The sequence below is a fragment of the Brucella sp. GW823-FHT04E01 genome (assembly GCF_058796175.1).
Map to the genome: position 1 here is coordinate 362,712 of NZ_JBXAIK010000001.1, position 14,908 is coordinate 377,619.

Sequence of the window (14,908 nt, forward strand, 5' to 3'; positions counted from 1 at the left end):
TCACATAAAGCCATGTCGAAGCTCGAAATCCACAGCTTCCACCTGCCAGAATAGCCATTGGCACAAAAGAAAAGGCCGAGCCCATAAGCCCGGCCACATTCACATAGTCATTTACAGATCAGAGAACAACCACTTCGGTACCCAGACCGACGCGCTCATAAAGATCCATCACATCCTCATTGATCATGCGGAAGCAGCCGTTGGAAGCCGAGCTACCGATAGTCCATGGCTGTACCGTACCATGAATGCGGATGTAGGTGTCCTTGTTGCCCTGAAACAAGTACAGAGCGCGCGAACCAAGTGGGTTGCCTGGACCACCATCCATACCGTTCTTGAAGCGACCATAGTGAGCCGGATCACGCTCGATCATTTCCTTGGTTGGAATCCAGCGCGGCCACTCCCGCTTCGCGTTGATTGTTCCAGTGCCCTTGAATTCCAATCCCTGCTTGCCGACAGCGATGCCATAACGGCGAGCAGTCGTCGACGTTTCAACAAGGTAAAGGAAACGTTGCTTCGGGTCGATCACGATAGTGCCAGGCTTATAGCCGGTAAAAGCCACTTCCTGCGCTCGGAACTTCGGATCGATGTTGTACTTGTTGGCCTTAACTGCATTGCCGCTCTTGGAAGCTTTTTTCTTCTTCGGCTTTTCAGGATTGGCCTTGGCATCGCTTGAGAGAGCAACTTGCTGAACAGACGCAGCAGCTTCATTGAGCTGCGCTTCAGCGCTTACCGGCGAAGTTGCAAATGCAGGAGCAGTCGCTCCGATGCAGAGAGTTGCAATACCTGCCATCAAAATACGGCGTGAAAACATGTTCGGTTCCCGAAAATTCAAGCACAAGGGAAAAATGTCTGCCGCATTAATTGCGACCAGACTTTCGCTTTCCTTACTGCAAAGCGATCCGGTTCTCAATTCGTTGCCATCGTTCTGCAATGCGATTCGCGGCAGCGTATTGCCTAGCTGCAACACTTTGCAGTCTCATGATTAACAAAAAGAAAACCGGCCACAAGGGCCGGTTCCGCATTCTGTTCACTTTGCTCGGCCTTTTACTGCGAGCTAGGAACCGGGTTGGCCGGGGTTTCCGGAACAACCGGAGCCTGCGGCTGGGTAGCGTCGGGCTGTGTTGCCGGCGCTGTAGCACCTGGAGCTGCAGGTGCAGTCTGATTGGCGTCAGGACGCGAAGACTCGCCACCCAGCTGATTGAGGATACCGCCGCCGTTGCCGCCTGCCGGAGCTGACTGACTGCCGGTTGCCGCCGGGATACGGTTGAGAATGTCGGTCGGCTTTTCGCCGTAGCGTGCCATGATGCCAAGAATAAGCGAGGTCGCGAAGAAACCGATCGCGAGAATGGCTGTCGTGCGGGTCAGTGCGTTGGCTGCGCCGCGAGCCGTCATGAACCCCGAACCACCGCCAATGCCAAGGCCACCGCCTTCAGAACGCTGGATAAGCACAACGCCGACAAGCGCCAGCACGATCAACAAATGAATGACAATGATTACGGTCTGCATGGGTTACGGTCTTTATATCCCTAAAACTAGAGCGGCTCTTTACACGCTATTGTCCGATAATCCAAGCCCCGAGACCAAGATAGACAGACGTGATGTGCCGGTTACAAATTACGATAGGTTTCGCATATGGCGAGAAAATCGTTCGCCTTCAAGCTCGCACCACCAACAAGCGCACCATCAACATCCGCGACGCCGAGCAATTCCAATGCGTTTGAAGGCTTGACCGAACCGCCATAGAGCAGCCGAAGATGTGCGCCTTTCGTGCCGAAACGTTCAATTAGCTGCTCACGCATGAAAGCATGAGCGGCACGCACGTCCTGCACTGTTGGCGTCAACCCTGTACCGATTGCCCAAACCGGTTCGTAAGCAATGATCGTATTCGCGGCATTGACGCCATCCGGCAAAGAGCCAGCAAGCTGCCTGCCGATTACATCCAGAGTACGCTCCGCCTTGCGCTCATCGGCAGTTTCGCCGACGCAAACGATTGCAATCAATCCGGCAGCCCATGCGGCCTCGGTCTTGGCGCGAACAGTGTCATTGCTTTCATGATGGTCGGTCCGGCGTTCGGAATGACCGATTATGACATGCGTAGCGCCCGCTTCCTTAAGCATTTCTGCAGAGACATCGCCTGTATGCGCGCCAGACACTTTATGGTGAGCATCCTGACCGCCGAGACCAACAGTCTCGCCTTCGAGCGTTTCCGCCGCGCGGGAAAGAAGCGTCGCAGGTACACAAATGACGGCGTCAAGCTTGCGGCCGAGATCGGAGCTCAGGCCGGCAGCAATCGCACGCAATTCGGTCAGGGACTCTCCCGTGCCATTCATCTTCCAGTTGCCAGCAACCAGCGGACGGATTCCCGGAGTCATTTCATTCTCCTCGCCTGTTCAAAACAGTAGACGCGGTCACCTCTTGAAAGCGGACCAGCGCCAAAATTTGCCACTGACTAAGCGTATTCGTGCCGCAATGCAAATGTTCTTGAGTGCCTACATGCAATGAGACCTTGCATATAGGGCTGGCTTGAGGTTATCCCCTGACTGGCTCTATCTATGAAAGCCGAGCTTAGATTTATACTTGAAGGGTTTCCAATGCTCGACAGCCTGCGTTCTGCCGCTCAATCCTGGGTCGCCAAACTTCTGCTTGGCCTGCTTGTACTGAGCTTTGCGATCTGGGGCATCTCCGATGTCTTTCGCGGCGGCCTGTCAGGCAATGCCGCTTTGACGGCTGGCGGTTCCGAAGTGAGCGCCACTGATTATCGTTTCGCCTATGAACAGCAGATGATGCGTTTGTCTCAACAGTTTCGCCAGCGTCTGACGCGCGAACAGGCAAAAACGCTCGGTGTCGAAAATCAGGTACTCGCCCAGCTCGCAGCCGGTGTGGTTCTGGATGAAGGTGCGCGCAACATGCAGCTCGGCCTTTCCAAGGACGGAATTGCTCGACTGACCGGTGAAGATCCGGCTTTCCATGACGCAAGCGGCAACTTCAATCGCGCGCAGTTCGATGCGGTGCTTCGTCAATCTGGCATTCGTGCGCAGGATTATCTCGACAACCGCGCGAAAGTGGCTCGCCGCCAGCAGATCGTGGAAGCTGCAACTGACGGCATCAAGCTTCCGAATACAGCGTTGAAGGCGCTGGCTCTATATCAAGGTGAAACCCGCAGCGTTGACTATGTGACCATTCAGGCTGAAAAGGCCGATGCTGTCCCTGCCCCGTCCGAAGATGCGCTCAAGACCTATTTTGACGCACACAAGGACGAGTATAAGGCACCGGAGTACCGGAAAATAACCTATGTGAAGCTGGAGCCGGCTGATATTGCAGATCCGTCTGCCGTCACGCAGGACGAAATCAACGAATACTATGAAAAGAACAAGGACCGCTTCAGCACGATCGAAAAGCGTACTATCGAGCAGTTGAGCTTTGCCGATGATGCCGCAGCTGAAGCTGCCCAGCAGAAAATTGCCGCTGGAACGAGCTTCATCGATATCGGCAAGGAACAGGGCAAAACAGAAGACGACCTGAAGCTTGGCACGTTTGAGAAATCCGCCATTCCTGATCAGGCCGTTGCCGACGCAGCTTTTGCACTGGCAGAGAATGGCGTGAGCCCGGTGGTGAAGGGCGGCTTTGGTCCGGTTATCCTGCGTGTGACGCAGATCGAACCGGCTCATGTGAAGCCACAAGCCGAAGTTGAAGGCGAAATTCGCACCACGCTTGCCAACAATATCGCAGCAAGCAGCATCAGCGGCATTCATGACTCTTATGAGCAGGACCGTTCCGACGGCGCATCAATGGCTGATGTGGCAAAGAAGCTAAGCCTCAAGTCCGTCATCGTGGAAGCCGTAGACGCCGAAGGTAACGATCCTTCTGGTAATCCGGTGCAGCTGCCAAACTCCGAAGCGCTGCTTTCTGCTGCCTTCCAGGCCGACCAGGGTTTTGACAACGACGCCCTGACCATGGGCAATATTGGCTATCTCTGGTATCAGGTTGACAGTGTAACTCCGGCACGCGACCGTACGCTCGACGAAGTCAAGGACAAGGTTGCAGCGGCGTGGAAGGGCGAAGAAGCAGTCAAGCGTCTCAACCAGCGCGTAGACGAATTGAAGAAACGCCTCGATGGCGGCGCGACACTCGACGCGATCGCTACAGAGCTGGGCGTCGAAAAGCAGACCAAGCGTGGTATTGTCCGCACGACCAACGATGCCGATATCGGAACAGCGGCGGCGGCGCAGATTTTCCGGGGAGCGAATGGTTTCACCGGTAGCGCTGCTGCACCTTCGGACGATGCCCAGATTCTGTTCAAGGTTGTTGAAGTGACCGAACCTGCCGGAGCTGGCCCGGAAGCTATTCCGGAACAGCAGCAGAAATATCTGGCGACATCGCTCTCGGATGATGTTCTCGAACAGCTCGTCGGCGAATTGCAGAAGCAGTATCCTGTTAAGATAAACCAGACCGTCATCAACAACGCTCTGGCGTTTTAAGGACGGTGGGCATCCAAAATGGCTGATCTAAAACCCTATATCGCGAAAGCTGCATCAGGCGAGCCGCTTTCGCTTGAGGATTCCAGAGCCGCCTTCGATATCATGATGTCAGGACAGGCAACGCCGTCGCAGATCGGCGGACTGTTGATGGCGTTGCGCGTACGCGGTGAAACAGTACCGGAAATCGCCGGTGCCGTTGCCTCCATGCGCTCGCGTATGCTGGGAGTTTCCGCTCCCGACAATGCCATCGATATTGTTGGCACTGGTGGCGATCAGTCGGGTTCATACAATGTCTCCAGTTGCTCGGCGTTTGTTGTTGCTGGAGCTGGCGTTCCTGTAGCAAAACATGGCAACCGCGCCCTCTCCTCCCGCTCTGGTGCAGCCGATGCACTCGCCGCGCTCGGCATCAATATCGAGGCCGACGCGAGCATCATCGGTCGCAGCATCACAGAAGCTGGCCTAGGCTTTATGTTTGCACCGATGCACCATTCCGCCATGCGCCATGTCGGCCCCTCCCGCGTAGAACTCGGCACCCGCACCATCTTCAATCTGCTTGGCCCCCTCTCCAATCCGGCCAGTGTCAAGCGTCAGCTTGTGGGGGTATTCGCACCACAATGGCTTGTGCCGCTGGCTGAAGTGCTCAAGGAACTGGGTTCCGAAGCGGCTTGGGTTGTCTACGGCGACGGCCTCGATGAGATGACTACCGCGGGAACGACACAAGTTGCCGCCCTCGAAAACGGTCGGATTCGTACCTTTGAAATCACGCCGGAAGAAGTTGGACTTCGTCGTTGCGATCCGGTCGAACTGAAAGGTGGCGAGGCTTCGGTAAACGCCAAAGCTCTGCTGGGCGTGCTTGAAGGCGAGAAAAACGCCTATCGAGACATCGTCCTGCTCAATTCAGGCGCGGCGCTTGTGATTGCTGGCAACGCGAAGGACCTAAAAGAAGGCATCGCACTCGCGGCACAATCCATCGACAGCGGCGCAGCACTTGATGTTTTGCAGAAGGTGATTGCCGTTTCCAACGACAAAGCCGCCTGACGAAAAGGATTAAGTCATGTCCACCGACATTCTGCGCAAGATCGAGGCTTACAAGCGCGAAGAAATCGCTGCTGCAAAAGCCGAGCGCACCGTGGCTGATTTGAAGGCACGCGCACAGGATCAGGAAGCGCCGCGTGGTTTTCTCAAAGCGCTGGAGGCAAAACGCGCCGCCGGTGAATTCGCGCTGATTGCTGAAATCAAGAAGGCAAGCCCATCGAAGGGCTTGATCCGTCCTGATTTCGATCCGCCTGCACTTGCAAAAGCCTATGAAGCTGGTGGCGCTGCATGTCTTTCAGTGCTGACTGACACGCCTTCCTTTCAGGGAGCGCCGGAATTTCTGACGGCAGCTCGCAACGCTTGCAGTCTCCCGGCTCTGCGCAAGGATTTTCTGTTCGATACCTATCAGGTACACGAAGCCCGTAGTTGGGGTGCAGATTGCATTCTGATCATTCTTGCAAGCGTCGACGATGATCTTGCAAAGGCGTTGGAAGAAACCGCGTTCGAGCTTGGCATGGATGCACTCATCGAAGTGCATGACGAAGCCGAGATGGAACGCGCACTAAAGCTTTCATCGCGTCTGCTCGGCGTCAACAATCGCAATTTGCGTACATTTGAGGTCGATCTGGCCGTTTCGGAACGGCTGTCAAAAATGGCGCCATCCGATCGCGTTCTGGTCGGTGAAAGCGGCATATTCACACACGAAGATTGCCTGCGTCTGGAAAAGTCTGGAATCGGGACATTCCTCATCGGAGAGAGCCTGATGCGGCAGGCCGATGTTGCAGCGGCTACCCGTGAACTGCTGACTGGCAAGGCTTGATCGATGCCATCCAAACTCACCCATATCGACCAGACCGGCACTGCCAATATGGTGGATGTTGGTGCCAAGGACGAGACTGAGCGTCAAGCTGTGGCCGAAGGGGCAGTCAGAATGAAGCCGGAAACACTGGCGCTCATTCTGGAAGGCAACGCCGCGAAAGGTGATGTCATTGGTGCTGCGCGTCTGGCTGGCATCATGGCGGCCAAAAAGACCGCCGATCTGATTCCCCTATGCCATCCGCTGATGCTGACCAAAGTAGCCGTCGAAATCGAGCCGGATCAGACATTGCCCGGTTTGCGCGTTCGTGCGCTGGCCAAGCTCAAGGGGCGCACCGGCGTGGAAATGGAAGCCCTCACCGCCGTTTCTGTCACATGTCTTACGATCTATGACATGGCCAAAGCCGTCGACAAACATATGGAGATCGGCGGTATCCGCGTTACCGAAAAGAGCGGCGGCAAATCAGGTGACTGGAAAGCATAAACCGCTAGACTTTGCTCTGGATCAACTCGTCTGGACAGATTCTGTGGTCTAGACGGGTCAACAATTCAGTTCGAGAGGAAACGCCATGTCCCTTCTCCCGGTCGATGAAGCACTGGCCCGCATCCTGAAATCCGCAGAACCGCACGGTAAAGAGCAGGTCGCATTGTCAGATGCAGGTGGGCGCGTGGTTGCAACACCTGTTTTGGCACATTTTCTGCAGCCGCCGTTCGACGGATCGGCCATGGACGGTTACGCCCTGATCGCGCCAGACAACATCTCATATCCCGTCGAGTTCGACATCATCGGCGAGTCGGCTGCAGGAAATCGTTTCGAAGGTGAACCGGGAACTGGTCAGGCGGTCCGGATTTTCACCGGCGCGCCACTGCCCAAAGGCACGGACACGATCGTTATTCAGGAGCACACTGAGCGTTCGGGTAACCGGCTAACCGTTCACGAAGGCATAGAACCGGGACGACATATACGCCGCGCAGGCCTCGATTTTTCACCCGATAGCATCGTCATTCCCAGCGGGCGGGCGCTGGATGCTGCGGCCCTGTCGCTGGCAGCGGCCAGTGGCAATGCGAAAATCGACGTGTTTCAAAAGCCCAAAATAGCAATCATTGCGACCGGCGATGAACTGGTTCCACCGGGCGAAACACCCGGAAAAGACCAGATTGTTGCATCGAACAGCGTTGGAATCGCCGAGATAGTAAGGCGAGCCGGCGGAGCGCCACATGATAAAGGGATCATTCCGGATGATCCTGCCAAAATCAAACAGGCAATAGCAGACAGCCTGCAAAGCGGCATCGACATTCTGGTGACAATCGGTGGCGCTTCCGTCGGTGACCGGGATTTTGTGCATGGAGCACTGCAGAAACAGGGCGTCAATCTCGACTTCTGGAAGATCGCCATGCGGCCCGGCAAGCCCCTGATGTATGGGCGCATCGAAGCGAACGGCAAGATCGTGCATGTCATCGGCCTACCGGGCAATCCCGTTTCGAGCTTGGTATGCAGCCTCGTTTTTCTCCGTCCGCTCGTCGCCAAGCTTGCCGGAACGAACCTCGATGCCGATATCCGACCTGCAAAGCTGGGCACTGACCTGCCTGCGAATGACCACCGCCGCGATTATATCCGGGCCACAATCGAATCAAACCCTGATGGAACGCTGACCGCAAAGCCGTTTCCGGTCCAAGATTCGTCCATGCTTTCAGCTCTCGTCGGTTCAAAAGCGCTTCTCATCAGGGATGAAAACGCTCCTGCTGCCACTGCTGGCGATGATTGTCGCGTTCTCATGCTGTAGATCGAGCGCAATTCTCGGCCTCACTAAAGCTTGAGAAAACAGACCTAAGTCATCATAAAATATATGTTATTCGAAGCAGCATCTGACATGCCGTGCCCGTGATGGTCTTGCCCTGAAGTATTCCGTTCAATCTCACCCTGAGCGTTAATGGTTTTAAAACCATTGCAGAACAAGACTGGAACATATAGTGTTCGTTCTGGTTTTGTTTTTCTCGATTCTTGGCCGGGAGGGTGTCGCGCATGTTAACCCGTAAACAGCACGAGCTTCTGCTGTTCATTCATGAACGTCTAAAAGAAACGGGCATTCCCCCGTCTTTCGATGAAATGAAGGAAGCGCTCGATCTGGCTTCAAAATCGGGTATCCATCGTCTGATCACCGCCCTTGAGGAGCGTGGATTTATTCGCCGTCTGCCGAACAGGGCGCGTGCGCTTGAGGTGTTACGTCTGCCGGATTCCATCGCTCCGGGCCTCAATGCACAAAAGAAGTTCGCTCCCAGCGTTATCGAAGGCAGCCTGGGCAAAACGCCTCCGCCACCGGCACGCCCCGCCCCCGTGGCTACCAATGACGACACGTCTGGAACTGTGTCCGTACCGGTCATGGGGCGAATTGCTGCGGGTGTACCGATTTCAGCAATCCAGAATCAGACACACTCCCTCAGCCTTCCGCCCGAAATGATCGGTGCGGGCGAGCACTACGCGCTTGAGGTCAGAGGTGATTCAATGATCGACGCCGGCATTTTCGACGGTGATACCGTCATCATTAAACGCGGTGATTCAGCAAACCCCGGCGAAATCGTGGTGGCACTTGTCGATGACGAGGAAGCGACTTTGAAGCGCTTTCGCCGCAAGGGTGCATCCATCGCTTTGGAAGCCGCAAACCCGGCATACGAAACTAGAATATTTGGCCCGGATCGCGTTCGTGTGCAGGGCAAGCTTGTGGGCCTGATCCGCCGCTACTAGATCGTAGTGTAGCCGGTTTTGGAGATAAGCTCCGAGTTCAAACAATGGAGCGGTTCCAGTTAAGAACAGAAACGTGGAACCGCTCTTTATTTAGTTGCAGCGCGTTGGTTCATCGCTAACACCTGATGAACAAACTCCGGCATTTTGAGCGGAGTGGGATTTTGGTTTGTACTCGCGCTCGGACAAGCCACGTGCTGGACGCGAATGGATGCGGTGCAGATGCCAGGGACGACTTGGCGCATCAATTGCATAGGTAATTCGGTCCTCCGGCTGCAATTCAGATGTTTGCTGGCTCATCCCGGGCTTTGCGACGTCGTAGGTGTCGCCCGGTACAGCTCTGAAAGATCGATTTTGATCTGGCCTTTCTCCGAGCCTGATCTCGACGGCTCCCTTTAGTGCCAGTTCCTGCTTGCTGATACTCAGGATAGTGGAACGTTCGCACGCCAGATCTTTGCCGGAAACGGCGAGAATAACCACATCGCCGATATTGCAGGCTATTTCCAGCATCGCGACATCTGCGGTGTAGGCTAGTGTACGACCATTACGCAGACTGATCGTGCAAAGTCCATCTTCGCATTCGAACCCGTCCCCATCAGTTCGCTTTTTGTTTTTGCCGGATGGCGGCGCAATGAACTCTTCCACCAGATAAGCGGTTTTCCAATTGTCGATTGTGAACTGTGACGGTCGGCTTCGATTGACTGCGAACTTCCCGTCCGCGAGCCGAACCCCCACCAGTTTGGCATCTTCCGAGATCACGATGTCAGGAAAGGGCTCCCTGACGAAAGCAGCAAACCCTAGAACGATGAACGGCAGCGCCAACACCTTCAATCTGGTCGACAGAACAACAACCAGAACGAGCGCAATGGTCCAGAGAACGATAGTGAGTGCGGGCATGGCCCCAGGATTACCGTCTGGTGACCACTTTGCAACAAAGGCAGCAATGTGCCTGACTGCGAAAATGCCCCAGCCCATTATCTGCAAAGGCACCCAGTCCAGTTGCAATGGCATCAGCACAAGACCAAAGACGGCAAACGGCATCACGAGAAGAGCTATTACAGGCTCAGCGAGGACATTTCCTACCAAGCCGAACGGCGCTGTATTGTTGAAGTGATAAGCTGCAAAAATCCCGCTCGCCAGTCCGGCAATGAGCGAAGTAGCCGCCGCCGCTGTGATCGGCTTCAGGATTTTTCCAGCGAAGCTATAAGCGGTCTTCCCACGTTTTTCCGTGCCAACCTGCCTGACCGCGTAGCGCTCGCTCCACCAGGCATAACCGGCAATCAACGCAGCCGTAGCCGAAAAAGACATTTGAAAACTCGGTCCCAGTATCTCATGCGGCGAAATTGCAATCATAGCGATGGCCGCAATCGCCAGATTGCGCATACTGATGGCCGCTCGGTCTACCAGCAAAGCTCCGAGCATGACTGCAATCATCACATAGCTTCGTTGTGCAGCGACATCCGCACCTGACATGGCAAGATAGAAGGTACAGCTCAACAGGGAGAGAAAGGCCGCATATTTCTTCACCGGATGCCGCGCACTGAAAGCCGGAAATAGCGCGAAGACGGATCGCAACGTCAGCATGACAACGCCAGCGGCAAGCGCCATATGCAAGCCCGAGATCGACAGAATATGTGCGAGCCCCGCCTTGCGCAGGTCTTCATTTGTCCGCTCGCTGATCCCCGCACGCGTGCCTGCCACAAGCGCCGAAGCAACACTGCCGTCCTCGCCACCGATCACTTCCTCGATTCGCTCAGACACCCGCACGCGCAACATGGCGATCCATTGGGAAATTTTCGCAGTCAGTTCGTCTGGCTGAGAAACCGTCGCCACTTTGGGTGTTCCGAGAAAGAAACCATTGGCACCAATACCATTGAAATAGGCATGAAACGAGAAATCGTAGTTACCCGGGCGAACCGGACCCGACGGAATACGCAATCGCACGAAACCTGCCAGTCCGCTGCCAATGGCCGTTGACGCCGGTATGTCCCGCGCATTGACACGAATGCGTTTCGGTGGAAAACGCAGTTTTGGACGCTCTGTCTGGAGCACATCAAGTGTTATCCGCCAGCTGCCATTGTCCTGATATTCAAGAGCGACAACCCGACCCGTTACACGTGTTGCCACGTCAGAGCCCAGCATCGGCGTGGCACGACGTTCCGTTTCCCATTTACCGACCACAAACCCTGCCAGCAGAGCGATTGCCAATGTCACGCCTTGGGCAGCGGCGAATTGTTTGCGCGTCGCAATTCGCAAGATAGTGGCCATACCGAGCATGGACAAAAGCGGTATCCATGCCGGTTCGAATGAGAGCGTGAAATAGATGATTGCGCCAACACCGGCAAAAACCGGCAGCAGAAGAAAAAATACACCGCGTCCCGCTTCAGTTTCAGCCGCAGCCTTGAACTGTCGACCTGTGACCGACGGTATAGACAAAAGTCGTTCACGCAAGCTCGGCGCAGGAGGCTTGACCGGCAGTGGATTTACCGGAATCTCGACATCATTTGGAGGCCAGACCTCTGGCAACAAAGCGCGCACCAAACCGTCGGGCAAGCTTTTCACAAGCGCCCGTTCGTTTGCATCGCTCGCTTCCCTGATGCCTGTCATGCCCCCGCCTGACCGCAAAAGTTGGCCCAACCGCCGGAATACCCCGAAAGAACGACGGCACATTCGTGCGAAAGGGATGCGAGGCCCTTGCGCACATTGCTGCCTATGCTACATGAACCGCAGCCGAAATCGAGTGGGTTCGCATAACGAACCCCGATTACCTGCCGGGCAGTCTCGCGCAGGCATAGGAATTCAAGTTCGCGCCTGTGTCTCCGGCATTTGCCGCTGCTCTAAAAAGGCGCACGACATAGTGGAGCTATCATGTCGAAACCGGTCGTTACCCGTTTTGCCCCCTCGCCCACGGGGTACCTGCACATTGGTGGTGCGCGCACTGCCTTGTTCAACTGGCTTTATGCCAAGCACAGCGGCGGCAAGATGCTGCTGCGCATTGAAGACACCGACCGGGAACGTTCCACCGACGCCGCGACGGCTGCCATTCTTGATGGCTTGACCTGGCTTGGTCTGGACTGGGACGGCGATGCCATCTCTCAGTTCGAGCGCGCGCCTCGCCATCGCGAAGTCGCGGAAGAGCTCGTCACTCTCGGCAAGGCATATTATTGCTATGCAACACCAGAAGAACTGGCCGAAATGCGCGAGAAAGCACGCGAAGAAGGCCGTCCGCCGCGCTATGACGGTCGCTGGCGTGATCGCGATCCGTCAGAAGCGCCTGCAGGCGTAAAGCCGGTCATCCGGATCAAGGCACCGCAGGAAGGCGAAACCCTCGTGCAGGACGCTGTGCAGGGCGATGTGCGATTCCCCAACAAAGACCTGGACGATTTCATCATTCTGCGTTCCGATGGTACGCCGACTTACATGCATGCAGTCGTTGTCGATGATCACGATATGGGCGTGACCCATATCATACGCGGCGACGATCATCTGACCAATGCTGCGCGGCAGACAGTCATCTATGATGCAATGGGTTGGGACGTGCCGCAAATGTCGCATATCCCGCTCATTCATGGTGCGGACGGTGCAAAACTCTCCAAGCGTCATGGTGCCTTGGGTGTGGACGCCTACCGTGCGATGGGTTATCTGCCTGCTGCTCTGCGCAACTATCTTGTACGCCTCGGCTGGAGCCATGGCGACGACGAAATCATGTCGACCGAACAGATGATCGAATGGTTCGATGTGAAGGATATCAACAAGGGGGCAGCTCGCTTCGATTTTCAGAAGCTCGAGGCAATCAATGGCGTCTATATGCGCGCCAGTGACGACAAGGCGCTTTATGATGCGCTTATCGCTGTTCTGCCGGAGATCGAGGGTGGCAAGGAAATTGCCGACGCTCTCGACGACAAGCGAAGCGCACAATTGCTTGCCGCTATGCCGGGCCTGAAGGACCGCGCCAAAACTTTGGTGGAACTGGCTGATGGTTCGAAATTCATCTTTGCTGCCCGTCCGCTTGATCTTGACGAAAAGGCAGCTTCTCTCCTGAACGACGAAGGCCGGGCCGTGCTCAAATCCGTACTCCCGGATCTGGAAGCAGCTGGCGAATGGACCGTTGAATCTCTAGACGCTGTCGTAAGGACTCACGCAGAAAAAACCGGCCTGAAACTGGGCAAGATTGCACAGCCTTTACGTGCAGCTCTGACCGGTCGCGCCACCTCTCCGGGCGTGTTCGACGTGCTTTTCGTCCTTGGACGTGAAGAGTCCCTCGGACGTATTCGCGATCAAATCGGTTAAGGTGGGAACATTCACGCTGACGTGACAAAACCGGCGTAAATAGTTCAAATTACGCATTGCATCGCGAACCGTTTGGGATAGTTTGACGGGCAAAATCGTTAGGATAGTGCGCTAAACGCTGATGGTCCCCATAGGGGCGGGGACCATTCCAAGAGATAAAAGACAAATTATAACGACGATTACAATTCTGCCGTCGTGCGGGCGGCAAAGTGGACATGAAAGGAAACACGATGTCAGATAGGACAGCCAGCTTTACACTAGAAGGCAAAACATTCGACCTGCCTGTACGACAAGGCACTGTCGGACCAGACGTCGTTGATATCGGTCCACTTTACAAAAACTCGCAGATGTTCACGTACGATCCCGGTTTCACGTCCACGGCATCGTGCGAATCCAAGATCACTTACATCGATGGCGATGAAGGCACCTTGCTCTATCGTGGTTACCCGATCGATCAGCTTGCCGAACACGGTGATTTTCTGGAAACCTGCTATCTGCTTCTCTACGGCGAACTGCCGACCGCGACGCAAAAGTCTGACTTCGACTATCGTGTGACACGCCACACGATGATTCACGAGCAGATGACGAAGTTCTTTACGGGCTTCCGTCGCGACGCTCATCCCATGGCAGTCATGGTCGGCTGCGTTGGTGCAATGTCGGCTTTCTATCATGACTCGACCGACATCACCGACCCGCATCAGCGTATGGTCGCGTCGATCCGTCTGATCGCCAAGGTTCCAACGCTTGCCGCTATGGCTTACAAGTACCATATCGGCCAGCCGTTCATGTACCCGAAGAACGACCTCGATTTTGCGTCGAACTTCCTGCACATGTGCTTTGGCGTTCCATGCGAGGATTACAAGGTCAATCCGGTTCTGGCTCGTGCAATGGACCGCATCTTCATTCTCCACGCAGATCATGAGCAGAACGCCTCGACCTCGACCGTGCGCCTTGCCGGTTCTTCTGGGGCCAATCCGTTTGCATGTATCGCTGCTGGCGTTGCCTGCCTCTGGGGCCCTGCCCACGGCGGCGCAAATGAAGCTGCGCTCAACATGCTGGCTGAAATCGGTTCTGTGGACCGCATTCCAGAATTCATCGCCCGTGCAAAGGACAAAAACGATCCGTTCCGTCTGATGGGCTTCGGTCACCGCGTCTACAAGAACTACGATCCACGCGCCAAGATCATGCAGAAGACCTGCCATGAAGTTCTGGGCGAACTGGGCATCAAGGACGACCCGTTGCTCGACGTTGCAATGGAACTGGAAAAGATCGCCCTGACGGACGAATACTTCATTGAGAAGAAGCTTTATCCAAACATCGACTTCTACTCCGGCATCACGCTGAAGGCTCTCGGCTTCCCGACCGAAATGTTCACGGTTCTCTTTGCTCTCGCCCGCACCGTCGGCTGGGTCGCACAGTGGAAGGAAATGATCGAAGATCCGCAGCAGAAGATCGGCCGTCCACGCCAGCTCTATACCGGCGCTCCCGAGCGGGATTACGTGCCGCTCGCAAAGCGTAAGTAAGTATCAGACTATAATAAAAACCCCGG

General features: G+C 55.4%; 12 protein-coding genes. 8 read left to right on the forward strand and 4 right to left on the reverse strand.

What is annotated here, in order from left to right; genetic code table 11:
- Nucleotides 1–118: 118 nt before the first annotated feature.
- From AC1RHM_RS01880 to tpiA, 3 genes are all read right to left on the reverse strand, one after another.
- On the reverse strand, nucleotides 119–811 hold the full coding sequence (locus AC1RHM_RS01880) for a L,D-transpeptidase (protein WP_010660000.1): 693 nt from the start codon (nucleotides 809–811) through the stop codon (nucleotides 119–121).
- A 233-nt stretch (nucleotides 812–1,044) separates the two neighbouring features.
- Complete coding sequence (secG, locus tag AC1RHM_RS01885; protein ID WP_010659999.1) at nucleotides 1,045–1,506, reverse strand: preprotein translocase subunit SecG; 462 nt, start codon at nucleotides 1,504–1,506, stop codon at nucleotides 1,045–1,047.
- 101 nt (nucleotides 1,507–1,607) lie between these two features.
- A complete protein-coding gene (tpiA, locus tag AC1RHM_RS01890) occupies nucleotides 1,608–2,372 on the reverse strand; it encodes a triose-phosphate isomerase (RefSeq protein ID WP_010659998.1) in 765 nt (254 codons plus the stop codon).
- Nucleotides 2,373–2,591: 219 nt separating this feature from the next.
- Between tpiA and AC1RHM_RS01895 the strand changes: the two genes are divergently transcribed.
- The 6 genes from AC1RHM_RS01895 to lexA all read left to right on the forward strand — a co-directional run bounded on the left by AC1RHM_RS01895 (nucleotide 2,592) and on the right by lexA (nucleotide 9,072).
- On the forward strand, nucleotides 2,592–4,478 hold the full coding sequence (locus tag AC1RHM_RS01895; RefSeq protein WP_010659997.1) for a peptidyl-prolyl cis-trans isomerase: 1,887 nt from the start codon (nucleotides 2,592–2,594) through the stop codon (nucleotides 4,476–4,478).
- An 18-nt stretch (nucleotides 4,479–4,496) separates the two neighbouring features.
- Nucleotides 4,497–5,516 (forward strand): anthranilate phosphoribosyltransferase, encoded by a 1,020-nt coding sequence (trpD, locus tag AC1RHM_RS01900; protein WP_010659996.1) that lies wholly within the window; start codon nucleotides 4,497–4,499, stop codon nucleotides 5,514–5,516.
- Between the two features lie 16 nt (nucleotides 5,517–5,532).
- The gene (gene trpC / locus AC1RHM_RS01905) at nucleotides 5,533–6,333 is read left to right on the forward strand and encodes an indole-3-glycerol phosphate synthase TrpC (protein WP_010659995.1); all 801 of its coding nucleotides are present in this window, start codon (nucleotides 5,533–5,535) and stop codon (nucleotides 6,331–6,333) included.
- Nucleotides 6,334–6,336: 3 nt separating this feature from the next.
- Nucleotides 6,337–6,813: a cyclic pyranopterin monophosphate synthase MoaC gene (gene moaC, locus AC1RHM_RS01910; RefSeq protein ID WP_010659994.1), complete on the forward strand. Its 477-nt coding sequence runs from the start codon at nucleotides 6,337–6,339 to the stop codon at nucleotides 6,811–6,813.
- 85 nt (nucleotides 6,814–6,898) lie between these two features.
- Complete coding sequence (locus AC1RHM_RS01915) at nucleotides 6,899–8,113, forward strand: molybdopterin molybdotransferase MoeA (protein WP_010659993.1); 1,215 nt, start codon at nucleotides 6,899–6,901, stop codon at nucleotides 8,111–8,113.
- Nucleotides 8,114–8,352: 239 nt separating this feature from the next.
- Complete coding sequence (gene lexA / locus AC1RHM_RS01920) at nucleotides 8,353–9,072, forward strand: transcriptional repressor LexA (RefSeq protein WP_010659992.1); 720 nt, start codon at nucleotides 8,353–8,355, stop codon at nucleotides 9,070–9,072.
- Between the two features lie 90 nt (nucleotides 9,073–9,162).
- Here the strand turns inward: lexA and AC1RHM_RS01925 are convergent, their stop codons facing one another.
- Nucleotides 9,163–11,676, reverse strand: a complete 2,514-nt coding sequence (locus AC1RHM_RS01925) for a ComEC/Rec2 family competence protein (protein WP_492332442.1) — start codon at nucleotides 11,674–11,676, stop codon at nucleotides 9,163–9,165.
- Between the two features lie 261 nt (nucleotides 11,677–11,937).
- Here AC1RHM_RS01925 and gltX point away from each other — a divergent pair, with 261 nt between their 5' ends.
- Nucleotides 11,938–13,359 carry a glutamate--tRNA ligase gene (gltX, locus tag AC1RHM_RS01930; RefSeq protein ID WP_071630141.1) on the forward strand — a complete coding sequence of 474 codons (1,422 nt, stop codon included), beginning with the start codon at nucleotides 11,938–11,940 and terminating at the stop codon, nucleotides 13,357–13,359.
- A gap of 230 nt (nucleotides 13,360–13,589) precedes the next feature.
- Entirely contained in the window at nucleotides 13,590–14,882 is a 1,293-nt protein-coding gene (gene gltA, locus AC1RHM_RS01935; RefSeq protein ID WP_010659989.1) for a citrate synthase, read from the forward strand.
- The last annotated feature ends 26 nt before the right edge of the window (nucleotides 14,883–14,908 follow it).